Source organism: Sporolactobacillus sp. CQH2019 (genome assembly GCF_028765345.1).
In the GTDB taxonomy this organism is placed as follows: Bacteria; Bacillota; Bacilli; order Bacillales; family Sporolactobacillaceae; genus Sporolactobacillus.
In genome coordinates this window covers 19,111-45,208 of record NZ_JARAJZ010000004.1, presented here as the reverse complement: position 1 = coordinate 45,208, position 26,098 = coordinate 19,111, and the positions used below count along the sequence as shown (strand labels likewise).

The window sequence follows — 26,098 nt, the reverse complement described above, 5'->3', positions numbered from 1 at the left end:
CTGCTTGCTCCACATTCAGAGTCTTTCCCGAGCCTTATGGCCAGTTGTAGACTATCCTCGTCCCGCCACTCTTTCGAATATTCAAATAAAAAAACGTGATCCGCCTGTTTTCAGTTATTGGGAAAATACGATCAAATCACTGGGGCATACTTTGCAATTCGGCCAGCTTATCGTCGCAGTAACCGTCATAAGGTTCGATCGGCTTGCCCGCCTGAAGGATTTCACGCATCGCCGCAATCATGCCGTGCTTCTTAAGTTCAGGAAGAAGCCTTGCCATAGCGTCCGCAAGTTTTGTCTCAATTTTATCGGTCAGCGAGAAAATCCAGTCACTGCGAAAAGAAGAAAAATTGGCCGGATCATAATCGCTCAAAAGACGGATGAATGCGACCGCCTGTTCATTCAACGCTTTTTTCTCTGCCACCAGCTTATCGAGCCGTTCCAGGTAAATGCCGAGATCGCTTTCCAATTCTGCGTTGACGCCAATCGCGTCTTCATTAATGATCAGAATATCGTGCACAGAAGGATCGGGGCTGCCATTAAAAATCTTATTCAAATGGCTGATCCAGACTCGCAGGTTGTTTCTTGCCTGGACGATCGGCAGATCAGGCAGAAAAGTCTCGATCAGTTCCATGCGCCTGACAGGTCCGTTCCGCAGAATCAGGAACAGAAGCAGTTCCTTAGCGCCGCGCTGGTTCCATTTTCCCGCGACCAGCCGGCCGTTCCAAAGGACTTCGATGTCATGCATAACATTCATCGTGAGACGATGATCGTGCTTTCTCCGGCTGATGAGTCCGTTTCGCACGACGTTACGAAAACCGCCGACCATTTCCTCATGAATCGGCGACACGTGCGCCGGACGTTTTTCGCCCAAAATAAATTTTCTTAAATATGAAACAGTCAGTTCCGGCTGATCGACGGGCAGAATACGTGATGCTTCCGGGACTGTGTACCAGCGGCTGTTTGGGATGCATGCCGAATAAACCGCGCTCAGCTGCGGAGGAAAAATCGGATCGCATGCTCCGTGCATAACAAGCGTCGGCACGGTCAGTCGGCCAAGTTCCTCAACGAAGTGAAACCGTTCGGAGGAATAGGCTGTCTGAAGCAGCGTAACGGATTCTTTAATTACTTCAGCCGGAATCTGGCGGAAGGCCGTTTCGAATCGCGCTGACTTCTCCGCGGTCCATACGTAAAAACTGTCCAATATCAACTTTTGCATCAGCAGATCGCGATCGATGTCGATCAGCTGTTTCATGAGAGCGAGCATCCGGCTGTAATCATGCTCCGGCAGATAAAAGACGGCGGACATCAACGTCAGTGAAGCAACCCGTTCGCGATGGCGCCCGGCCAGTTCAAACCCGATATTGCCGCCCAATCCGCTGCCGACAATATGGACTGTTTTGGCTCCGGCCGCTTCGATCACGGCCAGTGATTCGGAGACGAGAAGTTCAAGAGAGAGCGGCATGTTGCTTGTCCCGGTCCGGCGGTGGCCGCACGAATCATAAACAATGTAATTGACATCAGATCCAAGCCTGTCCACCAAAGGGCTCCACTCCGAGGCATCCATTGTCAGTCCGTGAATAAACAGCAATGTCGGCTGATTCCGATCGGAAATATGAGCCGAGTAGTGCAGATGGTAGCCGTTTATAGGTAATATCGCCATTTCGCTCATCCTCTTTATCTGATTCCCTTTCTCAGTAGAAGCCGGCAAAGTCCGTCTTGTGGCGGCGTACCGGCGATAAACAGGCAACATTTATTTCAGCGGCTTTTGAAACGATGATGTAATGGGAGCCATGATAAGATGCAAATACCGTAATCATAAAATCTTTACAGGAAAATGTATCATAAAATGTACAGATTTGGTTAATCTCTATTATATAAAATACTGAGATGAAACAAAAGAAATTGACTAGTAAAAATGAATGGGATTCAGGGAAAGTCGATAAAAGGGGCTGTTTGTACCGATGAAAAAGTACATATTTTATCTCCGGCCGGCCGGCCGAACAAACCGGCATCAGTCCCGCGTATATTTCTGTGTGATTATTGCTAAGGATATCTTGCTTGCGGCCCGCAAATTTTCCAATATCTACGGCTCCACATATTCCGGCATGATGAAGGTAAACGAAAATAAGTATCAGCTCTTTTACACACAGGGGAAGGGGCAATACAAAGAAGAGCTGATGTATATCGTCATTGAAGAAGAAAAAAACAGATTCGAAAGTATATAACCGGCTGTTATTGAACTCAGGAAAGCCCGCCTATGACAATGATTAGGAATGAAACAGACTGTCGTTAGGACCCAAGCCTTTAATCGTTCGGAGCCGCACCCCCTATCGTCCGCATCCGGTCCTGTGCCGACAGAAATCCCGGAGTCATTTAAGAGAGATCTACAAGCCGTCCCCGCGATCCCAGCGTCTACATCAGAAGTTACAAGTCTCCGTCTTCCGCGGTTCCACCGTCCGCATCGAGAATCGCAGGCCGCTCTTTGCAGCTTCTCTGTCCGCATCAGGAACTGACTGCCCATCACGTTTTACTATCCGCGCCGGGAGCTATAGCCGTCCTCCGCGATTTCACCCATTCCCATCAGGAGCCGCAGGGCTTCTCTGTCCGCATCCAGGATCATCCCGTTCCAATCGGAAATTCCGCGGACAGAACGACTATTTTTATGTGCGGAAATAGAATGTGGCGGGGCAGTATATCTCCGGTTAAGTTAAGGCTTTCTGGGCATGTGCCATGATTTCCTGCTTTTTGTTGTAAAATTGCCAAAATTATCACCGACGTCTTGATCAATCGTAATAATGACCGGGTGTGTTTGACTTGTTGCTCATTTTATCAATGGTCTTAATATGAGCCTTTCGATTTCATCTCAATTTCGCCCTATAACGGCAGTAATACGATACATATGGTAATCCCTCTGTCTATTATTTTTGAATACGAGTATCCCTCTAACTCATTATCCTGCTGTGCCGTCAAGTGATGATCGGCCCCTCCCGAAAACGGCTCAATTTTTTGAAAGACGGGGAGCGTTTCCGCAATCCATAAACCTATGCAACAGTCCGATAAACTCCTGTCGCGGTTGATAAACCGGGTGTACCTGCTGAAGACCGATTAAGCGCCGCCACGGTCGATAATGGACTGAAATCCGTTCCATACAGTCAGGCCGCCGGTCAGTATCGCCCCCGAAGGAAGAATGAATCGCCCTAAAGCAATGAATGATCGCCCCGAAATGAGCTTGATTCGCCCTATTCTGGCGGAGTATCGCCTCATCAAGAGTTTATCGCCCTGAAAAAAGAATGAATCGCCCTAAAGCAATGAATGATCGCCCCGAAATGAGCTTGATTCGCCCTATTCTGGCGGAGTATCGCCTCATCAAGAGTTTATCGCCCTGAAAAAAGAATGAATCGCCCTAAAACAGTGAATGATCGCCCCGAAATGAGCCTGATTCGCCCTATTCCGGCGGAGTATCGCCTCATCAAGAGTTTATCGCCCCGAAAAAAGAATGAATCGCCCTAAAACAGTGAATGATCGCCCCGAAATGAGCTTGATTCGCCCTATTCCGGCGGAGTATCGCCCTGTTTAAATCGAAAGTAAACTCTCTGCCACGGTTGATTAAATCAATCGGGTACAGCTTGCTGTTCCGATGATCCTCACTAATTGATTCCAATTCGTTTGCTGTTGATCTTTTGGCTGTTACTGGCGATTTTCTACCGATTACTGATGATGCGCCATTGTTTCCAGGCGATTTTCACTACGATTTATAGGGAGTCACAGCAGGCCGAAGAAAAAGAACAGGTTCTCCCGCTAGGTAACGCCTGTCCGCGCAGGATATCCCCTTTTTCAGCGGAATAAACCGCTGCCCATCTGAACATTCTGAACCACAAACTACCGCCGCCCGTGCAAAACGATCACCGGCGTTTTCGCGCCGCGGCCGACTGGATGGCTGAGTTGAGGAGATACCCATTTATTGAAGCATTTTACCGGTCATGCAAAAGGGGGAGATCGGAATGCGGTCCGGGGCGGCGGAACGGTCGGTTATCTGCGCGCCCGGTAGAACATCCCTTCGAAGCGCTTCAGGTAGATAAGCAGATACTGAACAAAGCGAGGCCGCGCCATAGCTTCTCTGCCGATAATATCTGCGAAATTAGCCGGATCCGGCATCATTTCTCTTTTTAAAAAGATCCATTTTTGAAACAGGCTGTCGTAGTCCCGGAGCTGTTTAAGGCGTCTGATGCTCGTCGGCACGGTTTTTTTCGGCGCATCCGCACACTGCAGATCGCGTCTTCTCCACCAGAGCGTTGTGCCGTGGCTGATCGGGAACGGCAGCACGTTGTCAAGATGCGGAAATTCATGATAGACGATCATGAGTGTATGCGAGACCCGTCTCCAAGTCAGTTGTCTATGGGCAAGCTCAAGCAGCTGTCCATAATCAAGCCGGTCCTTCATCACATGAATGAGCTGAATGATATCGATAAAATACTTCCAGCTGTTGAGATCATGATTCCAGCCGTGCAGGCAGATCAGATAAAACGTATGGAAATCCGACAATTCAAAAACGTGCCGATACGGCCTGAGCGGAACCGAGTCGTGCCAGAGCTCGGCCGCATTCAGCGACGATGTTTTTTTGCGCAGAAGGTCCCAGTGCACTTCGATCGTCAGTTCATCCGGCCAGTCCGGCATTTTTTTACAGAATATGCGATGGAAATGGTACGGCTCGTATTTTTTCCCGGGTACGAATTCCATTGCCCGAATAATTGTGATGGCCGCGTCCATCTGTTCCGGCCTAATAAGAATATCGATATCTCCCGAATCTCTTGCCGCCAGGTCGCCGTAATACTTTTCTGCAAAAAGCGGCCCTTTAAGCGGAATAACATCGATACCCAGCGATTCGAATCGGCTCAGCAGCTGTTTCAGCTGGGCTTTCAGCAACAGGCTGGCCGAGATGTTTCTTATAAACCGCTCTTTCAGCGCGTTCCGGAAAAAAGGGGGGAGCCGGTCGAGCCGTTTCTGTTTTTTAAGAAAAAAATAGATCTGTGAGCAGACCCGCTCGAATTGCCGGTCCTCCATAATCTGCCGATAGAAATCCGGTTCTTTTTTAAATTCTGTTTGCCCGTCGTAAAGAGTGCGCAGCAGTTCCAGCAATATTGGCCACCTCAATCCGTGATTTTTCATGAACGGCAGGAAAAATTTGCAGCACGGGTCCTGCCTCAAAGCTGCCAGTTAAATAGCGGGAGCCAATCGGTCAATGGGCTTCTGACCGATGATCCCGCTGGACCGGGATAAACCGCAATCCGTATGAATCGACGGCAGCCGGAAAAAAATATAACCCGTCTTTCGACTTAACGGTCGTCCTCGATGATTTAACGGCCGCTATCCGGCATTTAACGGTCGTCCCCGATATTGATCCGTCGTTATCCGATTGATCAGCTGACCGTGAGAATCTATCAATCGTTATCCGGATTGATCGTCCTTGCCGATGGTTTATCAGCATTCCCGGTAATCTTCCTGGTGCTCTTCGAGTTTATCGTTTGTCCGCAGGATGACTGCCGTCAGCGGATTTACCGACTGTGCTCTGTGGCTTATCGCCTTTCGATAAGAGGGCTCAGGAAGAATCAGCGGTGAATTCACGCCGCAGTGTGACATGAACTGACGGAGTACTCGCCATTTACTGGGCGGCGCTCTTTACATAGTCGCGATTGTGTCTTTTCCGATCAGCTGGAGCCGGCGATAGAGTCCTTTTTCCGCCATCAGACGTTCATGCGGCCCCTGCTGGACGATCTTCCCTTTTTCGAGAACGACGATATGATCCGCGTTTTGTATTGTCGAGAGCCGGTGCGCGACGACAATCGTGGTGCGCCCGTCCATCAACCGGTCAAGCGCTGCCTTTACCCGCGTTTCCGTTTCGGTGTCCAGGGCGGCCGTTGCTTCGTCCAGAAGCAAAATCGGCGCGTTTTTCAGAAGTGCACGGGCAATGGCCAGCCGCTGTTTCTGACCGCCGGAGAGGAGCAGCCCGCGTTCGCCGATTTCCGTGTTGTAGCCTTGCGGCAGCCCGCGGATAAAATCGTCGAGGGCGGCCGTCCGCGCTGCCTGAATAAGATCGGTTTCAGCTATGTCCCGCCCGAGCCGCAGATTGTCGCGGATGGTGCCATTGAAAAGAAAAGTTTCCTGCGGGACTTGGGCGATCAATCTGCGCAGCACGTTCAGAGGCAGGGAATCGATCGGGTGCCCGTTGATTCGGATGCAACCTTGCTGCGGCGTGTAAAGCCGTGTGAGAAGAGCAAAAAGCGTCGATTTTCCGGCTCCGCTCAGACCGACAACCGCCGTTTTTTTCCCGGCCGGAATCTGCAGATTCAGATCGCTGAAAACGGGTTTTCCCGGTTCGTAGCTGAATGTCAGATGGCGGAATTCGATCGACCGTGCCGGCCCGTCCGGATCATCCGCAGTCTGAAGGGAAGAGAGGAACTGGTTCTGTTCGACGGGAAGCCGGAGAATTTCCTGCACGCGCTCGACGGCCGTTGTCGCCTTCTGAAAATTGACCCAGTTGGCCGCCGCGCCGGTCAGCGGATAGACGAGATGTTCGACGAGCGCGATGAAAGTCAGCAACGCACCGACGGTCAGCTCCTTCTGGGAAACGAAGTAAGCGCCGAGACACAGGCTGACGAGAAAAGTCAAAGCGCTTGCCGTTGCTCCGCCTGCGTAATAGAAACCGCGCAATTTAGCGCTCTTCATTTCCAGATCGTACAAATCCTGATTCTGTTTATCATGACGCAGCAGCAGCAGGCGCTCCATAGCAAAAGAGCGGACGACGTGAAATCCTTGCAGCGTTTCACTGACCAGCTGCGTGTTGTCGCCGGTCAGCCGATTGACTCTGCGGCTGTTGCGGCGGAGCAGGAAGCCGAAGATTGCGCTGCCGGCGACGGCTGCCGGCGCGATGCCCAAACTGACCGTGGAAAGGGGCGGACTGATCCGGAAAAGATAGATAAAAACAGAAAGATAGATCAGCGGAAAACGGATCACATCCACGAGCCGGGTACCCAGCATATTCTGAATGGCCGTGATGTCGTTGCCGAACCGCGACAGCAGGTCGCCGGAACGAAGTGAATTCATCGTTCCCGTCTGCAGCAGCAATATATGCCGGTACAACGTTTCTTTCAGATCGCGTGTCACAGCGAATACGGCGGCAGATTCAAAAAAAGTATCGAAAAAATTGACAGCGATCGTGAACAGCAGCAGACCGGCACCGACCGGCACCAGCCGGACCAGTTCGGACAAACGGCTGCCGACGGCTGCGTCCGTGACTTTGCCGAAATAAGAGGCCATGCCGAGAGTCAGGGCAATGTCGGCCAGCATCACTGCCGTCAGTCCGGTGTAGGCCCGCCAGTGTTTCAGAATCAGCGGGCCGATCAGCCGGGCAGTATTTCCGATATGGCTGCTCAATACCCATTTTTTTATATGCAACAGGATGACCTCCTAAAATTTAAACGCCCGGCCGGACCGCCCGAAACAAAGCGGCGGCTTCCGCGATGCCGCTGATGTCATTTTAAAATGACGATCATGACACAATCGTTACGTAAAATGCATGTCAGCAAAGATCAGATAAACCGACAGCACGATGTCAGATCTACTCGACTTTTACACAGTGTCTGTTATCGGAGATCAGTTCCCAGAAGCTGTCATTTTTTTGAAAATAGAGATCGTAGACGGGTACTTGTTCGGTTAACTGTCTCAGAATTGAAATGACTCTGAGCATTTCCTCCTGACTTTGCGTCCAATAAAACACTTTATCAATCAGATGCAGCAGGCCGCTCGCTTTGTCCAGCCGGTCACGCCGATTCACCGGAAACTGATGGAGCAGCTGGATGCTGGCGAGCGGGCGGGGATTTCCGCCGCTCAGTGCGCTCACGTCGCTTCGGAATGGAGAATTGAAGACAGTGACTCCGTCCGGCGCGATTTTCAGAAGCGATGCCTCATCGGAAAGAAGCGGCCGCGGCCGCGAGAGCTGCGCGACCGTCGATTTGCCTGCCCCGGACGTTCCGGAAAACAGGTGGGCAGTGCGGCCGTCAATCACGCAGGAAGAATGAATCATCAGCCCCCAATGGCGGCGGACGATAAAAGAGCTGTACAGATTCATCAGCGCGTGTTTCAACGCCAGCCTGTCGTGAAACCGGATGTCCGCCTGTTTGAAATCGGCATCGGATTCGATGCGGTAATCCGGGCGTGTGTATACGACTGAGTGTCCGGTTTTCTTCGCTTCTACGTCAAAACCGGCAAACGGGGCACCGTAACCGTCGCGAAGGGTTACGGACAGATCAGCCGGTTTTGAAGAAGGAACAAACCGGAAATTTTCTTCAATCATCTTCTCGAGCCGGACAGAATCACAGAAAAACCGAATCAGATGTTCGTCAACTTGAGCTGTTTTTAGGATCATGGTATGAACTCCTTCAAAAGAAAATGGAAAAAACGGCGGGAGAGATAGAGTAGGAACCCATGTCTCTCCCGCCGGAAACCATCATGCACATACACTCGCGGTTCACGACTGCCGGATCAGCTGATTAATTACAGCCGCCGTGCGGCTTGCTGATTTTCGTTTCAAATCGGATTGTCCGATGGCTGAGGACGATCGGGCTCAAAACTTTCTTGGAATTGTTGTTTTCCTTTTTCATCAATGTTCACCTCCAGTCAGTCATTTTTTTCATTTTAATTGATGATATCTGGAAAATATCAACAAATTCACTATAATGAACGGTCCATTACACAAGTGTTACAAAAAGCGCGATAAACGATTGCTTTTTACTAAAAAACTTCCCGATGTACCGGCAAACGAAAGAGTTCCGCAAATGCCGATCCATGCCGTTGTTCCGGAAACCTATTTGCTTTTCCTAATTATGGGGGAGCAGGTGTGAAGCGGCCATCGCACAAAAAAGAGCACCTTTTCATCAGGCTGGTCCTCTTTTTCGAAAAAAGCGCTATTTTACTCTTTAAATTGTTTTCACATTTTTAGCCAGCCTCTCCATGATCCTATGCCGGGGCTCCCGAAATCCTGATATGATAGGATTCTTTGGCCAACAGCGGCTTGTACCATAGCCGGCCGCTGCGATTCGTTAAACTAAAAAAATCTAAGGGATACGGATTCCCGCAGCCCCGTAGGGAATCCGGGTTTTCGTTTATCGGCAATTTGCGATCCGAACGGCCGCGCCGGTAGGGGGGGCTGAAACACGAAGAGAATCGTCCGGACTCGGAGGCAATCAGCCTGAAATAAGGAAAACCACCCACAAATTAAAAAATGTTTTTATTATAAATATATAATTTAGAAATAAAAATTCTTTAAAAAGTTGTTTTTAAAAAATTCGTGTCTGAATGAGCGAAGGGATGCACCTATTATCTTTTTTAAAACATCCTGCGGAAGGTAAGGTATTTATTCAGACATCGCGACATCAGCGGGAAGTCCATAACCAGCCGCTGCCAGCTCCGGCAGAAAATATGGGAAAGCCGGAATTTCCGGCCGGCCGGTTCGATTTTCGTCATGATGCCGAAAATTTGCCCGGCGTACACCGGGGAATCGGATTTCAAATTGCTGTCTCCTTTTAAAATATAGACGGTCAGCCCGCATGCGTCCCGCCGCGTTCCGATAAAACGATGCGCGATCAGCGCGCCGGCCGGGTCCTGGTAGAGCAAGACGTCGCCCCGGTTAAGAAACGCCGCGTCCCGGGCAAGGAAGGTGCAGCTGTCGCCTTCCTTGATGTACGGGTACATGCTCCGGCCGCGTGAGGAGAGCCGCACCTGCCCGTAACGATCCATGGTCTGGCGGACGGCAAGGCCGGCTTGCCGGTCGAAATTCGATTCCGGCCGGCGCGTGCTTCCGGACAGATTGCTGCAGTAAAAATCGATGTGTTTTGTGTCTCCTTTTTGGCTATTGGCGGTCCCGCACCCATACGACGGCCGTCCGGCAATCGGCGCTGCATTCTGCTTTCTGATTCGAGCGATCAGCCTGTCAATGTCCTTTTGCGGGTCACGCAGAATCTGATCGATCAGTGCCTTCCTGCGGTTTTCCGTCCCTGTGCCGTCCGGGCCCGTTCCGTTTTCCGGTATCGGGGCTTCCGCGGCTTTCTTCAGAGGGACAACGGCGCCGTCAGCTTCCCGGGTGTCATCCATGCCGGCCCATTTGCCCGGCACCTGCCTTCCGTTTTTATCGGGAAAAAGACGGGACACGGGCAAAGCACAGCAGCGATTGTCTGCCCGTCCGGCAGGCCGGACTTTTGCGGCGGGAAGGAGGCCTTCTCTGTGAATCGGTATGTTTTTATCCGACATGTTCAATAAGACCATATGCCGTCATTTGCATAAGAAACGCTTCAACATCCGTCCGAAGCCGGGCAAGATCATCTTGTTGTCCGTCTGCCGCATGATCCTCGCTGCTCAGCAGTTTTTTCATGAGCGTGTCTGCACTCTGCCGTTTTTCCAGCAGCCCCCAGCATTTTCCGCCGGATTCATTCAGATCAGTGACGGTAAAGTTATCAGGGTTGACGACCATCAGATGATCGTCAAGCGCCATGGCCTCACAATTATTCTTTCTAATATAGTACATGTTCATGAAATCAGCTCCTTAATTTCTTCTCTTTTCTGAAAATAATTGCTGTAAACGGGGGCGGCCTGAACAAATCTGCGCAGCATCGTAATGACACGCCGCGTTTGTTCTGTACTGTGCGGCCAATAGAACACAGCGTCGAGGAGGCGCAGCAAGCTGTATGTACGGCCGGCCTTCATCTGCTTATTCTGAAACGCCTGCTGAATAAAATGGACGCTGCCGATCAGGTTCGATCGGCTGTTACGCTTAGTTGCGGCTTCATCGAACGGAGAATCAAAGACGCGTATCCCTTCAGACGCGATCTTAATCAGCACGATACCTTCTGAAACGGGCCGAGACGGATTTTCCGAATCATCGGAAATGGAAAGGGAGCCGCCCCCGCAAAGAAGGTGGGCCAGGCCGTTGTCGACAACACATTCCCCGTGCATCAGAAACCCCCAGTTGCGGAAAACGATAAAAGAGCTGTAAAGACTGATGAAGGCCTGTCTAAGCGCAGGGCCGTTATAAACATATAAATTTGCCGAATAGTAGTCGGGATCAATGTCGATCAAATAGTCATCCCGTCGAAAAATAAGTTTACGTGCTTGTTCGGTTATGCTAAAATCAGAAGTGACAAGGGGCGTTCCGTATCCGCCGTGGATATGCACCACCATATCGACGGGCCTGTCCGGAATCTTTTTCAACGATGTGAACTGGCGTATGACAAGATTCATAAAGTTGGCTGAATCTGCTGTGACTTCAAAGATATGTTCGCCGATATTCGTGTAGATTTTATGCATGCAACGATTCTCCTTGTCTGTGTGTAAAATCGTGTTTTAAAGACCGGTTGATGCTGATCGGCTTTCTGTCAACCCCGTGCAGCACCACCTGCATCGGGTTCCTGAAAACCGGTCCTCCGGTTTTAACACACACGAAAAATGAACATGAATGAATGGGCCAAGTCAGCGGGCAGTTTGGAGTCGGCACGCTGATCTGGTTGCGGCTAAAGAGCATGAAGATAGAACTTTTTGATTCGGCGTCCGGCTTTGACGGATGCCCGAGGGCACGTTGCGACGTGCTTTTTTCATGAAAAAATGAAAACGGACAGTTGTTTTTAGATAACGGATGCCGTCGTGTTCCAAGGCCTGGACTTCGAACGGCATGCGTGCTGTAGAACCGCAAAATAAAGGGCGGCATTATTTAAAAGATCAAAGTGATTTTGATAGCCCACCTCTTTTCAACGGAGCCGATTTCCCCGCCCCGCCTCCTAAAGAAAGTTTCCTTGTTCCAGCATAGCCTGCGCAACGAATAGTCTTATCCTACATTTCACAGCGTTACACAATCGTTACAAATTTGCGCTTACGACATAAAAAATATTAATAAATGTGATATATATCACTGCAAAAAATAATTTTGTCAAAGATAAAAAGCATAAAAATGTACCGTTGACATCGGAATTTTAACGGACAACGACCATGCGGCCGCCGTTAAGAAGTCATGAACAAAAAAATTCTTTTCCGGAAATTAGGCAGATAGGACCGACAGACAATAAAAGCAGAAGAGCTTTTTCGGGCAAAACCGGCAGCTCATGACGGCTTAAAATCGGCATGAACCAGAACCGGGGCAGAATCAACGGCACGAACAATCGGGATGATTTGAAAAAGCTTCTGCATTTTTTGGATAAATATTGCTGGCGCGCGGCAAGAGAAGCGTGGGCCGGGCCTGTAAAAAAATGGGTATTCCTTTAGCCCATTGTCCTGCTGTGCCGTCAATTGATGATCGGCTTTTCCTGAAACCATCTGTCTCTTAAAAGACGGAAAACGCTTCCGCAATTAATAAATTTCTGCAGCAGTCGAAACTCCGGGTGTAATGGCTGAAAAACTCCCGGAGCCGACCGAAATCCTGCTTCTAACGGTCGATAAACCGAAAACAATGACCGAAACCCCCTTCACGTCGACCGATAAAACCGGAGCCGACCGATAAATCCCCTGCGCTGACCGAAAAACAGCGTGCGTTGACCGATAAAGTTGCTGCGCCGACCGAAAACCCGGGCTCGTCGACCGAAAACTCCGGCCTGCCGACCGAAACCCTGAGCGCCCCGACCGAAACCCCCTCCACGCCGACCGATAAAACTGGAGTCGACCGATAAATCCCCTGCGCTGACCGAAAAACAGCGTGCGTTGACCGATAAAGTTGCTGCGCCGACCGAAACCCTGGGCTCGTCGACCGAAAACTCCGGCCTGCCGACCGAAACCCTGAGCGCCCCGACCGAAACCCCCTCCACGTCGACCGATAAAACCGGAGTCGACCGATAAATCCCCTGCGCTGACCGAAAAACAGCGTGCGTTGACCGATAAAGTTACTGTGCCGACCGAAAACCCGGGCATCCCGACCGAAACCCTGAGCCCCCCGACCGAAACCCCGCTAAACGGTCTGGCACGGTGGATAAAAAGCCACGACTGAACTCTTTGCCGCGGCTGATTCAATTAATCGCGTACAATTATTATTCGCACTCATGGATTCCAGTCTGCTTACTGTCGATTTTCTGCTGATAACTGTTGATATTTTGCGCGTTACTGATGAGAAGAAGCAGCACTTTACTGATACACCATTGTTTCCCGGCGATTTTTACTACGATTCACAGGAATCCGCGCCGGCCCGAAAAAAGACCGGACGTTTTCGCCATGTAACGCCTGCCCGTGCAGACTATCCTTCTTTTCAGCGGAATAAATCGCTGTCCGCATGAACCATTCAGAGCAATAGACGGCCGCCCGCGCCAACCAATCGCTTTTCAAAAGAATCAACGGCACGAACAATCGGGATGATCTGAAAAAGCTTCTGTTTTTTCGGATAAATATTGCCGGCCTGCGGCAAGAGAAGCATAGGCCGGGCCTGTATAAAAATAAAATACAGTTTCAAACGGAATCGTCTTCCTCATTTGGCCGGCTGCTGCGGAATGTCTGCACGGGAGGCTGCGACGGGCGATAAAAAATGCCGCTGCGCTGTAAAAAGTACCGATGAACAATCTCTGCAATAAACGGGGGCTGAGGTCCGATAAATCTCCGTTGTTAAAGCAATTATAAGTCATATAAACGTAATTAAAACGTAATAATGCCAAAGAAATGTCGAATAAGCACGCATAAGACAAACTCCGTTATCTTCTTCCCATAACTTCCTCTTTTCTTTGGAAAATAATATGCTATAATTCTTATAGCTTATCAAGCTAAGATATCTGACGATTTCCCGTTCTCTCAGGTAAAAGAGCGGGGAAATAAGAGAATTTGAATTAAATAGATCCATCGCCAGAAAAAAAAAGCACTGTGCGTGCGAATAGTTTATAGACAGCATGAAGGACTTGAAGCTTTTTGATCATCAGGAGGTTTTTGTATGAGAAAAGTCAGGAAAGCGGTCATTCCGGCCGCGGGTCTGGGGACAAGGTTTTTGCCGGAAACGAAAGCACTGCCGAAAGAAATGCTGCCGATTGTCAACAAGCCGACAATCCAGTATATCGTTGAGGAGGCCGTTGCAGCTGGAATCGATGACATCATCATCGTAACTGGTAAGGGAAAGCGGGCGATTGAGGATCACTTTGATACTGCTTACGAACTGGAACAGAATCTGATTCATAAAAATAAATTGGATCTGCTTGAAAAGGTCCGTGAATCATCGAAAATCGATATTCACTACATCAGGCAAAAATCTCCGCAAGGTCTCGGCCATGCTGTCTGGTGCGCGCGGAAGTTCATCGGCAACGAACCGTTTGCAGTGCTTTTGGGCGACGATATCGTTCAGTCGGAGAAGCCGTGCATTCAGCAGCTTGCCGAACAGTATGAACGGACCGGCTGCTCGGTGCTCGGCGTCAAGGAAGTGCCTGAAAACCAGACGCAGCGTTACGGGATCATCGATCCGAAATCGCAGGAAGGCCGTTTGTTCAATGTCAGCCGTTTTGTTGAAAAACCGAAGAGCAATCCGCCTTCCAATCTGGCAATTATCGGCCGTTACGTCCTGACACCCGAAATTTTCGGCTTTCTCGACAAACAGGAAATCGGTGCGGGCGGAGAGATCCAGCTGACCGATGCAATCCAGAAATTGAATGAATTGCAGGGCGTCTATGCCTATCAGTTTGAAGGCAAACGTTTTGACGTCGGGGAAACGCTCGGTTTCGTTCTGACAAACATCGAAATGGCTTTGCAAGACAAAGATTTGCAGCAGGACGTGCTTAAAGGCATTGAGCGGATTCTTCATGAAAATAAATTGCTGCTAAAATGATGGAGGAACATACGATGGCTTTATCAAAGTCGGAAATTGAAGCGCATTATGTTAAACGAACGGGCCGCTTAATTGTTGTGCATCATGCAAGAAATGACAGCATGTCTTATTTGTTGGGCAAAAGAGCATTTGATCTGTTTGCCGGAACGATCGGACTGATTTTAAGTCTGCCGCTGTTTCTGATCATCTCGGTACTTTATCTTTTCGGCAGTCAGAAGGGCCCGGTTTTCTTTAAGCAGAAGAGAATAGGGCAGTACGGCCGCCCTTTCTATATTTATAAATTCCGCTCGATGGTTGTGAATGCTGAAAAGGAATTAAAGGCTAATAAGCTTCTGTACAAAAAGTATATCGAAAACAATTATAAACTGGAGCCGTCGGAAGACCCGCGAATCACGGCAGTCGGGCGCTTTCTTCGGAAAACGAGTCTCGATGAACTCCCGCAGCTGATTAACGTCATTAAAGGCGAGATGAGCATTGTCGGACCGAGGCCCGTCGTGTCCGAAGAACTGAAGGAATACGGCGACAGCACCCGTCTGTTCCTGTCCGCAAAACCGGGATTGACCGGATATTGGCAGGTATGCGGACGCAGCAATATTGAATATCCCGAACGCGTTGATGTGGAACTCTACTATATCCGCCACAAATCCTTTATGTTTGACCTTAAAATTATTTTTCGGACTGTCTTGTCTGTTATCAGCCGAAAAGGTGCATACTAAAATTAAATGATAAGAAAAAACCATATTTCTTTTTGCCTTCAGGTTATGATGGATGAAAGACGGGCAAATCAATCATTAAAAAATATACGATCTTAACGGATGTGAAAAAAACTCATGAAAATTGCGGTTATCGGTACGGGCTACGTCGGCCTTGTTACGGGAGTCGCTCTGTCGGAGATTGGCCATACGGTTATTTGTATTGATGTAGACCCTGAGAAAGTGGAAAAGCTGAGTCAGGGGATCCCGACGATTTATGAACCGGGGCTAAAAGAACTGATCCAAAAAAATATTAATAATGGGCGCTTATTCTTTACCTCGGAACATAGAAGAGGACTGGAAGGCGCCGATGTTGTTTATATTGCTGTCGGCACGCCGCAGCGCCGGGACGGTTCTGCCAATCTCAGCTATGTGGAGCAGGCGGCCGTCGATATCGCCGCCAATATTACGCGCAATGTGATCGTCGTCATAAAAAGTACCGTTCCTGTCGGGACGAATTTTCATATAAAAGAACTGATTAACCGCAACACGGTCAACGGTGTGCATGTGAGGATTGCTTCGAATCCCGAGTTCCTGAGAGAGGGATCGGCTGTTCATGATACATTCCACGGCGACCGGATCGTGATCGGAACCGAGGATGGGGAAACGGCTGATATCCTTGCTGAAATTAATAAACCTTTTGACATGCCCATCCTGAAGACAGACATTTCCAGCGCGGAGATGATCAAGTATTCTTCGAATGCTTTTTTGGCTACGAAAATCAGCTTCATCAACGAAATCGCCAATTTATGTGAATCTTTGGGCGCCAACGTGGAAGAGGTTGCCAGGGGCATGGGTTTCGACCACCGGATCGGTCCCGACTTTCTCAAGGCAGGGATCGGTTACGGTGGTTCTTGCTTTCCGAAAGACACAAATGCGCTTGTACAGCTTGCCGGGAACGCCGACCATGAATTCAATCTGCTGAAGTCGGTTATTGAAGTCAATAATAATCAGCAGCTTCTCCTGATTGATAAGATCCTGTCGCGCTTCGGCAGCGTAAGGGGCAAGAGGGCCGCTGTCCTGGGCCTCGCTTTTAAGCCGAACACAGACGATTTAAGAGAATCGCCGGCTTTAGTCATGATTCCGAAATTGGTTAAGCTCGGTGCGGATGTCATTGCTTATGATCCGATTGCCGTCTCCAACGCCAAAAAACAGTTCAGTGTAGAGATCGAGTACACGGAAGAACTGAATGAGGCTCTGCAGGACGCAGATTTTGCGGTGATTATTACCGATTGGGCGGATGTGAAGAACATCGATCTCTCTGCCTTTGCTGCGGCCATGCGGACACCGGTTGTTTTTGACGGCAGGAACTGCTACAGTTTGGATAGAGTCAGGAAATCGGAAGTGGAATACTATTCGATCGGACGTCCGAGCCATACACCTGAACTGACAAAATAAACATTCAGGATGCTTTTTCACGTTACATGTGAGTTAGACAAGCTGTTTGCGGCATTCATTCAATTCCGGGTCTTCTGTCTGGGAAAGTGGCGAGCAATCGTTATTGTCCAGGTCTGTATTGGCTCCCTTGGATAGCCTTCCCGGATGCAGCATGAATCCCGGTTATTTAAATCAAATAAAATGAGTGATTGCGTTGAAAGTCTCTTTTATCATTCCTGTATATAATCCCGGGCCTGACATAAAGGAATTAGTGGATTGCATCAAGGATTTCTCTCTGAAAAATAAAGAGGGGACAGAAATCCTGGTGGTTGACTCCTCTTCGACAGACGGTTCAACCCGGTTTATGGAAAATGATCCTTCCATAAAATTGATTAAAATCAAAAAAAGCGATTTTAATCACGGAGGGACAAGAAACACCGCATCATCCTTAGCCAGCGGGGAATACCTCATCTTTTTAACACAGGATGTCGTCATTCGGGATTCCCAGTGTTTTGGTAATCTGATCCGCACATTTGAAGAAGATCCGAAAATCGGGATTGCCTACGGCAGGCAGCTGCCCAAAAGCAATGCCGATTTTCTGGGCCGGACGTCAAGGCAGATCAATTATCCGCCGCAAAGTCAGATCAAGTCGCTCGTTGACAAAACGAAGCTGGGGATTAAGACGATTTTTGTATCCAATTCTTTTGCAGCGTACAGAAAGCGTGCCCTCGATGAGATCCACGGGTTTCCGACAGATGTCATTATGAACGAGGATCAATATGTAGGGGCAAAAATGATTGAGCATGGATGGTCGATTGCCTATTGTGCCGATGCCTGTGTTTACCACTCTCACAACTACACCCACAGTCAGGAATTTAAAAGATATTTCGATATAGGCGTTTTTTTTGGCAAAGAAAAGTGGATTCTGGAGGAATTCTCACAGGCGGAAGGTGAAGGAGCGAAATTTGTCGTCCGTCAATTCCGTTCGCTCTTGGCTGACAAACAATTATCCTTGATCCCAGGCTTTGTTTTGAGAAATTTCTTGAAATATCTGGGTTATAAGCTGGGCATGAACGAGAAGCTCTTGCCTCTTTTCATAAAAAAGAAATTGAGTATGAACAAACAGTACTGGCACAATAAAGGATAAGTGATGAAGAACCTGTTTTGTATACGACTCAATAAAGAAGCAGCAATTATCGAAAATATCTTGCTGAAAAGAGCATGCTTTATAACATGTGAGAGGGGCGGTTTTTATTAAATCGGCATTTAATGCACTATTTTATGTTTTTGTTTTTACAATGTGTCTGCCTTCAAAAGATCTGTTCGGGCTGCCGGTAAGGACTATACTTTTTTTATTGATGGCCGCATCAATCGTCTATTTATGGTTCAAGCATCAGATTAAATTTGAGAAAATATATTGGCTGGTCCTGTTCGTACTCTTTTGTACGGGAATCTGGTTCGTGATCGGGTTTATGAACGGATTCCGCGGGGAGGCCGTTCAGCAGTTCACGACCATTCTCTTCCTGATCAGCACCGTAATGATCGTCTATTTCTTAGTAGCCAATCGCTTAGTCAATCAGGAGATGGCCAGGCGGACACTCTATATTGTCATGTTCGTCATGATATTGGGCAAGATAATTGTAGAGCTGTTTGTGGTCGGTCATTTACTAAGCCTTCAGAGCTTTAGATTTCTTTATGGCAGCCTTCTGGGAGCCAATAATATAACATTATCCGTACCGGGACTAAACTTATTCAGAATTAATTCGGCGAATGATTCTCTGGTACTGGCCCTGCTGAGTTTTTATCTGATTGATAAAAGGGTTGGATTTTACAGTAAATTATTTGCGGCTTTAGCCGGCACTTATTTCGTGTTAATTGTTTATTCCCGTGTATTTTTTGCACAATATGCCGGACTGATGTTTATCGTTCTCGCGGTCGCGTTTTTCAAGAGCCGCTCAAAGAAAAAAATCCTGCTGATTGCCTCGTCCGTACTGATCATGCTGGCAATTTTTCAAACGTTTAATTCCGGCGGCGTCGGTTCTTCAACCGGCGGCCATTCATCTGTCGCTTCGGCATTCAACAACAGATTTAACAGTGCCGGTACAAAAATATCCGACAACACAAGGACGGAACAGAGTGCGTATTTGCTGAGGGATATTAAAAAGAACCCAATCTTTGGAATGGGGATCGGTGCTTATGATAAACAGCTGATCCGATCACAGACAAATAAATATTCGTATGAAAAGGAGTATTATGCATTACTGATGCAGCTCGGAATTGTAGGATTTATTTTAATCATTATCGGAACTGTGCTCGTGTTTGTAAAATTAATCTCAATAAGAAAAGTTTCCGATAGAATGGTGCAGGTAATGATCTTATTTAACCTTGCCATCTGGTTAATCAAGCCACTTTACAATCCCGGCTTAATGTCAAGCACGTCTGCATCAATTATTGCTTCAATAATTATCGTCTCATTTTGTTATCAAGGGGCCGGAAAGATCGGGGAGTATTCCTGATTGCTGCCCGTCTCTTTTTATCTGTAAAATCGTGTTCGATCATCTGGATAAAGCTGACATGACAAGCTGCAGCAAGGAATGAAGTTAGATGGCGCAAAGCGCAATACTATTGTCAACTTATAATGGCGAAAAATATCTGAAACAGCAACTGGACTCGCTTGAAAATCAGACGGATCAAAAATGGGATCTGATTGTTCGGGATGATGGGTCTGAGGACGATACACTGGCCATTCTAAAGAAATATCAGGATAAAACGGCTCATAAAGTGATTTTTATGGAGGATCATTTGAAATATGGAGCTGCCGGAAGCTTTTTGGCCTTGCTGGAAGCGGCGGTGGAACTGAATTATGATTATTTATTTTTCTGTGATCAGGATGACGTGTGGAAACCCTTCAAGCTGGAAACGTCCATAAAAAAAATAAATGAGGTTGCCGCTGAAAATAATCAGGAATCCGTGCTCGTTCACAGCGATCTTGAGATTGTTGATGAACATTTAAAGACGATCTATCCTTCGATGTGGTTAGCAAGCGGCACAAATCCGCGGAATAATAAAATAAATAATTACTTGGTTGAAAATAATGTCACAGGCTGCACACTGGCATTAAATAAACAGGCAGCCGATCTGATCGTCCGGATCAGCCGTGCGGCCAATAAGAAGAAACTTGTGATGCATGATTGGTGGAGTGCGCTGATCGTTTCTGCCTTCGGAAGGGTAGCGTTCATTCAAGAAACGCTGGTTTTATACAGACAGCACAGTAAAAACACGATTGGATTGAATAAGAAAAACTTAATTTCAATGCTGACAGAAAAATATGTAAAAGATAAAAATTTTACACTGAACAACGCTGTGAATCAAGCACAGGAGATCAGAAAGTATCTGGATGAATGCCGCTTTGAAAACGAAGAAGCCGAACAGCTGATCATTGGTTATTCGACTATTTTAAATCAACCGCCAGTCAAACGGCTTAGATTTTTAAACAAATACCATCTTCGCAAAACCGGTGCCGTTAAAAATCTTGGATTTATTCTTTTAATGCTGCTCAAAAGAAGAAGAAAGTAATCAAAGCTTTTTATAAACTCTACGAACAGTTAAATGTGTGAAAGGAGCCGGTGCTTTCTTATGAGAGCGGTCATTGTTTTATATAATCGTGATATGCACTCTTCACTGACTCTGAAATCCCTTCAGCATATTGACGGCCGGTTCAAAAAGAAGATCAATATCGATATATACGACAACAGTCCCGAGCCGGCAGGCATTGACTACAAAGAGTGCCTGAGCGGATTTAAATCCGTGGCGTATAAATCCGATGTGCGGAATTCCGGACTGGCTGCCGCCTATAATTATACCCTGGGCCGATGCGGCAAAGAGGATCGATGGCTGTTGCTAATGGATCAGGATACCCGGATCACCGACCTGTTTTTTGAAAGTATCGGCAGACTCACTGAAAACAACGCTTTGGATGAAAATATAGCGGCAATCGTTCCGGATATTTTTAATGAGCGGGGAGATTTTATCGTTCCGGTTAAAGTGAGTAAAATTCTGGGGCGCTATTCGTTTTTTAAACCAGACAATCACCTGATTTCCGGAGAAGTGCGGACGATTAACTCCTGTTCATTAATCAATGTCCGTTTCCTTCATGAAATCGGCGGATTTAATAACGCCTTTCAACTGGATTGTCTTGATCATTGGTTATTCCATACAATTTATCAGAAAAAGAAACGGGTCTATCTGACACATGACCGAATCGTGCATGAACTGTCAATCAATAATACAGATATCTATGTTTCAGAGGAAAGATACAAAAGCATATTGGATGCCGAACAATTATTTTATCGGACTTATACAAGTAAGATGAATTATGGATTTTATAAAGTACGGCTCATGAAGCGGGCAGTAAAGCAGAAATTAAAGGTCAAAAACCAAAGAATTTTTAAAATGACCCTGAACAGAATTTTTGGCGGCAGGCCATGAAATGTGTAGGATGTGTTTCAAGTGGATCATAATAAAGTAATGGTTTCAGTGATCATTCCAACGTATAATCGGGAGAAAACCATTTCAAAATCCGTGCTGAGTGTAGCAAACCAATCTGTAAGAAATATAGAAGTTCTGGTCATTGATGACGGGTCGACGGATGCCACTGGGGAAGTCATCAGAACCTTGTCCGCCGAAGACCCGCGCATCAAATACTATAAACAAGAAAACGGCGGCGCAAATAAAGCAAGAAACCTGGGCATTCGGCTGGCGGCAGGAAAGTACGTTGCCTTCAACGATTCGGATGACATCTGGAGACAGGATAAAATAAAAAAGGAATTGGAAATCTTGCAGAACCGCCGGGAATACAGAGGCGTTTTTTCAAAATTCGAACTGCACTACGTGAACGAAAACAGATCCTTGGTCAGACCTAAAAGAGTAGAGAAACCGCTCTATCATCAGTTAATGGTGGCTAATGTCGTGAATACGCCCAATTTTATCATAGAAAAAAAAGTGATTCAGGAAATGGGCGGCTTTAATGAAGAGCTGCGGCGCTTTCAGGACTGGGAGCTGGCTACAAAGATCTCCCGGAAATACAACTTGTTTTTTTTAGATGAAATTCTGACCGACACCTATCAATTCGGTTCGGGCCACTTGTCTAATAATATAACTGCGGCGTATGAGAGCTATCATTTGATCGAGCGGGAATTCGAAGAGGACAGGAACAGAAACCCTCGGGTCAAACGGGATTTCTATTTTTACCGGGCGATGTTTTTCTACGGCACAGAAGAGTTTAAATCCGCTCTTTTTGGAAGTTTAAAAAAATGCAATTATAATCTCATATTAATAGCAAAATTATCGCTGAAATATATGCAGCTTTTAGCGCAGCGCCGGAAAAAGTAATCGATCGGACGAAAAGTTTTTTGAATTCTTCAGGAGGAAAATAAAGTGGGTATAAGGGTCTGGATGCATCCAAAATTCAATCCGACAAATAAATATAATGATTTACTCTCCCGGTCGCTGGAAAACGAAGGTGTAGAAGTAAGGGAATTTTCTTTTAAAAAAATCGCGAAAATGAAAAGGGGAGATGTTGTCCATTTTCATTGGATCGATTCTTATTATCAGAAGAATAATCGATGGAGCATGCTTGTTAAATCGAAAATATTCTTCTCTTTTTTATACATTTTGAAACTGCGCGGCATAAAGCTTGTATGGACCGTACATAACCTCTATCCGCATGATTATAAATGGCCGGGGCTGGAGAAAAAAATCCGGGCGCAGATGATGCGGCTATGCGATAAACTGATTGTTGCGGCGGACTCGATTAAACAGGAAGTCGTCAAAGAATTCGGTATCGCTCCGGAGAAAATAGAGATTATCCTGCACGGCCATTATTATGGAGCCTATCCGGCCCATCATCTTTCCTATCGGAAAAAATACAACATTGATGAAAACAGACTGGTTTTTTTATTTGTCGGAGCAGTCAAGGAATACAAGGGTGTTATCCCACTCTTAACAGATTTTACGAATTTGGACGACAGAAATTCAAATTTAATCATTGCAGGCAAGGTGTACGACGGTCTGGAGAAATCAATCATGCAATTTAAAGGCAAAAATGGAGTGATCCTTGATTTAAGATTTATTCCTGATGAAGAATTAGCGGACCTGATTCTCAGCAGTGATTTTGTTGTGCTGCCTTTTAAAAATATTACCACTTCGGGCAGTGCAATCTTGGCGGCTTCTCTCAGGAAAAAAATAATATGCCCGAGCACACCGTTTATGAAAGAATATTTTAATGATTCGATCGCAATAATGTATGACGGCAGCGATACGAACGGTTTATGGAACGCTCTGAAAGGTTGCATGAGCGACCGAAAAAATAAAGATATTCCCGATGCAGCATACCGTGCCTTTCTGAGCAAACTCAGCTGGAAAAAAGCGGGGGAAAATATTAAGAATCTTTATCTTTCATTGTAGCCCCTGAACGAACACGAGTCAGATCCGGCTTTGGCAGGAGGAAATTTTGATGACCGAGCACATCGCGACAATTATTTTAAACTATAAACATCATCAGGAAACAGCGGCATGTGTAGAAAATGCGATCTCTTTCGGGGTTACAAGCCCTATTATTGTCGTTGATAACAAATCGCCGAATGATTCGTATAAAATTCTGCTGAATTTATCCCGGAAGTATAGAAACGTTCATGTGATTTCAACCGACGCGAACAAGGGCTATGCTTATGGCAATAATTTCGGTGTCAACTATGCAAAAAGTCGGTTTCCGGATCTTGACTATGTTGTGATACAGAATCCGGATGTCCGGCTGATTTCAGCTCATACATACAGTCATCTAATGGCCATTCTTCAATCTGATGACAGGGTTAAGCTGGTCGGGAGTGTTATCAGTCAGAACGGCGTGCTTTCCTACGAATATTCTGGATGGAGCCTGCCGTCCAAATTCTACATATTCTCCGGATTTGTGCGTGGAAATAAGAAAGCCGCTTTTTCACTGGCAGCGGGGAAATGGCCGATGTCTTTTGTCGATGTGGTGGCAGGGTGTTTTTTTATGACCAAGCTGGATTACCTGGACAACGGTCTGTTCCAAAATACATTGTTCGATGAAGGCACCTTTCTTTACAACGAGGAAAATATTTTAGCTTTCAAATTAAAAAAACTGGGTTTCAGGGAGGCTGTCTCATTAACGGATTTCGTCTCTCATTATCATAAACCTGAAAACCCGAGTTATACCGAGACGCGGACTCTCTTTAAAAAAATTTCAAAATCAAATATTTATATGCTGAAAAAATACTACCGTATTAGCCGCTTCGATTTGATCATCTATTATCTTTTACATTTTTATCAACATTTAGTGCTTTTTTACAGATATTTTATCGGACGCTTTCTCAGAAAGATGGTCAAGAAAATCATAAAAGCCGGATAATGTATCATAAAAAAGCGGCATCACTGAAGAGCAGATGACAATCTGAGCCGGATATTAATGGGAGAACCCAATGGAAATAAAAAGCAGTTTATTTAAAAATTATTTATTCAATCTGTCCTATCAAATCCTGATCATACTTTTGCCGATTATTACCGTTCCGTATATCTCAAGAGTATTAAAGCCTGCGGGTGTCGGACTGAATTCATATTCCGCAGCAATTGTATCGTATGTCATTCTTTTAGGGGGCCTTGGCTTTCAGTTCCAGGGCAATAAGGTTATTGCAACGTCAAGGAACGACAACACGGCGATTATCCGCCGTTTTTGGGAGATCTATTTGTTAAGAACGGCATCGATGCTCCTGGCTTTAATTATCTATGTTTGCTGGGTTATTGCGATGTCTCCCGGTGAATGGCTTCTGTATTTAGTACAGGGGATCGGCATCTTTGCGGCGGTATTTGATATATCGTGGTTTTTTCAGGGCCTGGAAGAGTTTAAAAAAATTGTGACAAGAAATTTTATCGTCAGAATTGCCAGCGTGATTCTTATGTTTATTTTTGTAAAAACGCCTGACGATCTTTATACATACATCTTTTTAACTCAAGGATCGGTATTTTTCGGGAATATCATGTTATTTCCTTACTTGAGAAAATATAAGGTCTTTTCCAACTTCGGCCGTTCTCTTTTTAAATGGCTGAATTTTAAACAGCATGTGATTCCGTCTTTACAGTTATTTATACCGTCATCTTTCACGATGATTTATACCGTGCTGAATAAAGTCATGCTCGGTTTTTATACAAACCCGACAAATGTCGGTTTCTTCGACAATGCTCTGAAAATCGTGACAATTGCTCTGACCATCCTGACCTCTCTAGGAACGGTTATGTTTCCAAGGGCCTCCTATTATTATTCAATCGGAAATCATGAAAAAATGAAGGCACAGTTCAATATCTCTCTGAAGATATCCCTGGTCATTTCGATCGGGTTTTGTGCGGGGATTATCGGAACGAGCAAAAATTTCGTCACCTGGTTTTTTGGCCCCGGCTACGAGAGCATTGCCGTGATTTTACCTATACTGGCCTTTTCCGTCATTCCAATATCTTTGGCAAGCGTAGCCATTCTGCAATATCTTGTCCCAAGCGGGAGAAACAGAGCTTACACCCTGTCGGTCGTTTACGGTGCGATCGTCAATATCGTACTTAATTACTTTTTAATTCAAAAATATCAGCTGGTTGGGGCGGCAGTGAGCTATGTTGCTTCCGAGCTGACCGTTACTGTCGTGCAGTTAATACATTGTAAATCGATCCTGTCGATTAAAGATAATCTGATGGATATGGCGACTGCAGTATTATCGGCGCTGATCATGCTGGCGCTTGTCTTAGCGGAACAATACTTTTTATTCTCTGCCAAACCTATTATCGTGACGGCCGTTCAGGTCATATCAGGAGCAGCCGTGTACTGCGGCGCCCTTCTCTTATTGAAAAATGATTCTTTATGGTATTTGATTTCCATGTTCCAGTCAAAACGAAAAAAACGCGGCACGGAATGATATTTTCTAAATCGGCTGCCGATGATGCAGGATAAGGGAGCATCGCCTGTCCGCAGGCTGACAGACAGTGGCATTCAGAATGGTTTTAAGCTTGTATCTATGAGAAATTGAGAAAATGCCGGCGGGATATCTTAATGAAGGCTGAATGACAAACGGACATTGTTTAGATA

Annotated in this window: 19 protein-coding genes; 12 read left to right on the top strand and 7 right to left on the bottom strand. The window is 46.6% G+C overall.

From position 1 onward, the window contains the following. Positions 1–136: 136 nt before the first annotated feature. Positions 137–1,660, bottom strand: a complete 1,524-nt coding sequence (locus tag OYT88_RS06685; RefSeq protein WP_274398800.1) for an alpha/beta hydrolase — start codon at positions 1,658–1,660, stop codon at positions 137–139. A 301-nt stretch (positions 1,661–1,961) separates the two neighbouring features. On the opposite strand from OYT88_RS06685, the gene OYT88_RS06680 reads away from it, so the two are divergent. Beyond that, positions 1,962–2,225, top strand: coding sequence for a hypothetical protein (locus OYT88_RS06680; protein WP_274398799.1), 264 nt, complete (start codon positions 1,962–1,964; stop codon positions 2,223–2,225). Positions 2,226–4,029: 1,804 nt separating this feature from the next. On the opposite strand, the gene OYT88_RS06675 is transcribed toward OYT88_RS06680, so the two are convergent. From OYT88_RS06675 to OYT88_RS06650, 6 genes are all read right to left on the bottom strand, one after another. Then, positions 4,030–5,136 carry a nucleotidyltransferase family protein gene (locus OYT88_RS06675; protein WP_274398798.1) on the bottom strand — a complete coding sequence of 369 codons (1,107 nt, stop codon included), beginning with the start codon at positions 5,134–5,136 and terminating at the stop codon, positions 4,030–4,032. Between the two features lie 540 nt (positions 5,137–5,676). Beyond that, complete coding sequence (locus OYT88_RS06670; protein WP_274398797.1) at positions 5,677–7,452, bottom strand: ABC transporter ATP-binding protein; 1,776 nt, start codon at positions 7,450–7,452, stop codon at positions 5,677–5,679. A 163-nt stretch (positions 7,453–7,615) separates the two neighbouring features. Further along, a complete protein-coding gene (locus tag OYT88_RS06665) occupies positions 7,616–8,422 on the bottom strand; it encodes a hypothetical protein (RefSeq protein WP_274398796.1) in 807 nt (268 codons plus the stop codon). 959 nt (positions 8,423–9,381) lie between these two features. Beyond that, positions 9,382–10,302 (bottom strand): S24/S26 family peptidase, encoded by a 921-nt coding sequence (locus OYT88_RS06660; RefSeq protein WP_274398794.1) that lies wholly within the window; start codon positions 10,300–10,302, stop codon positions 9,382–9,384. Next, entirely contained in the window at positions 10,292–10,582 is a 291-nt protein-coding gene (locus OYT88_RS06655) for a PqqD family protein (RefSeq protein WP_274398793.1), read from the bottom strand. The genes OYT88_RS06660 and OYT88_RS06655 overlap by 11 nt, the downstream gene beginning before the upstream one ends. Next, on the bottom strand, positions 10,579–11,355 hold the full coding sequence (locus tag OYT88_RS06650) for a hypothetical protein (RefSeq protein ID WP_274398792.1): 777 nt from the start codon (positions 11,353–11,355) through the stop codon (positions 10,579–10,581). Before OYT88_RS06650 ends, OYT88_RS06655 begins: the two co-directional genes overlap by 4 nt. Positions 11,356–13,942: 2,587 nt before the next feature. On the opposite strand from OYT88_RS06650, the gene galU reads away from it, so the two are divergent. From galU to OYT88_RS06595, 11 genes are all read left to right on the top strand, one after another. Beyond that, the gene (gene galU / locus OYT88_RS06645; RefSeq protein WP_274398790.1) at positions 13,943–14,824 is read left to right on the top strand and encodes a UTP--glucose-1-phosphate uridylyltransferase GalU; all 882 of its coding nucleotides are present in this window, start codon (positions 13,943–13,945) and stop codon (positions 14,822–14,824) included. Then, on the top strand, positions 14,824–15,540 hold the full coding sequence (locus tag OYT88_RS06640) for a sugar transferase (protein ID WP_443029712.1): 717 nt from the start codon (positions 14,824–14,826) through the stop codon (positions 15,538–15,540). The genes galU and OYT88_RS06640 overlap by 1 nt, the downstream gene beginning before the upstream one ends. Positions 15,541–15,654: 114 nt before the next feature. Continuing rightward, the gene (locus OYT88_RS06635) at positions 15,655–16,974 is read left to right on the top strand and encodes a UDP-glucose dehydrogenase family protein (RefSeq protein ID WP_274398789.1); all 1,320 of its coding nucleotides are present in this window, start codon (positions 15,655–15,657) and stop codon (positions 16,972–16,974) included. Between the two features lie 193 nt (positions 16,975–17,167). Further along, complete coding sequence (locus OYT88_RS06630; protein ID WP_274398788.1) at positions 17,168–18,100, top strand: glycosyltransferase family 2 protein; 933 nt, start codon at positions 17,168–17,170, stop codon at positions 18,098–18,100. Between the two features lie 211 nt (positions 18,101–18,311). Then, a complete protein-coding gene (locus tag OYT88_RS06625) occupies positions 18,312–19,469 on the top strand; it encodes an O-antigen ligase family protein (protein ID WP_274399186.1) in 1,158 nt (385 codons plus the stop codon). Between the two features lie 88 nt (positions 19,470–19,557). Further along, entirely contained in the window at positions 19,558–20,529 is a 972-nt protein-coding gene (locus tag OYT88_RS06620; protein WP_274398787.1) for a glycosyltransferase family 2 protein, read from the top strand. Positions 20,530–20,589: 60 nt separating this feature from the next. Continuing rightward, a complete protein-coding gene (locus OYT88_RS06615; protein ID WP_274398786.1) occupies positions 20,590–21,441 on the top strand; it encodes a glycosyltransferase family protein in 852 nt (283 codons plus the stop codon). 21 nt (positions 21,442–21,462) lie between these two features. Continuing rightward, on the top strand, positions 21,463–22,344 hold the full coding sequence (locus OYT88_RS06610) for a glycosyltransferase family 2 protein (protein WP_274398785.1): 882 nt from the start codon (positions 21,463–21,465) through the stop codon (positions 22,342–22,344). Between the two features lie 45 nt (positions 22,345–22,389). Next, complete coding sequence (locus tag OYT88_RS06605; RefSeq protein ID WP_274398784.1) at positions 22,390–23,418, top strand: glycosyltransferase; 1,029 nt, start codon at positions 22,390–22,392, stop codon at positions 23,416–23,418. A 49-nt stretch (positions 23,419–23,467) separates the two neighbouring features. Beyond that, entirely contained in the window at positions 23,468–24,382 is a 915-nt protein-coding gene (locus tag OYT88_RS06600; protein ID WP_274398783.1) for a glycosyltransferase, read from the top strand. Between the two features lie 70 nt (positions 24,383–24,452). Beyond that, positions 24,453–25,928, top strand: coding sequence for a flippase (locus OYT88_RS06595; RefSeq protein WP_274398782.1), 1,476 nt, complete (start codon positions 24,453–24,455; stop codon positions 25,926–25,928). Positions 25,929–26,098 lie beyond the last annotated feature (170 nt).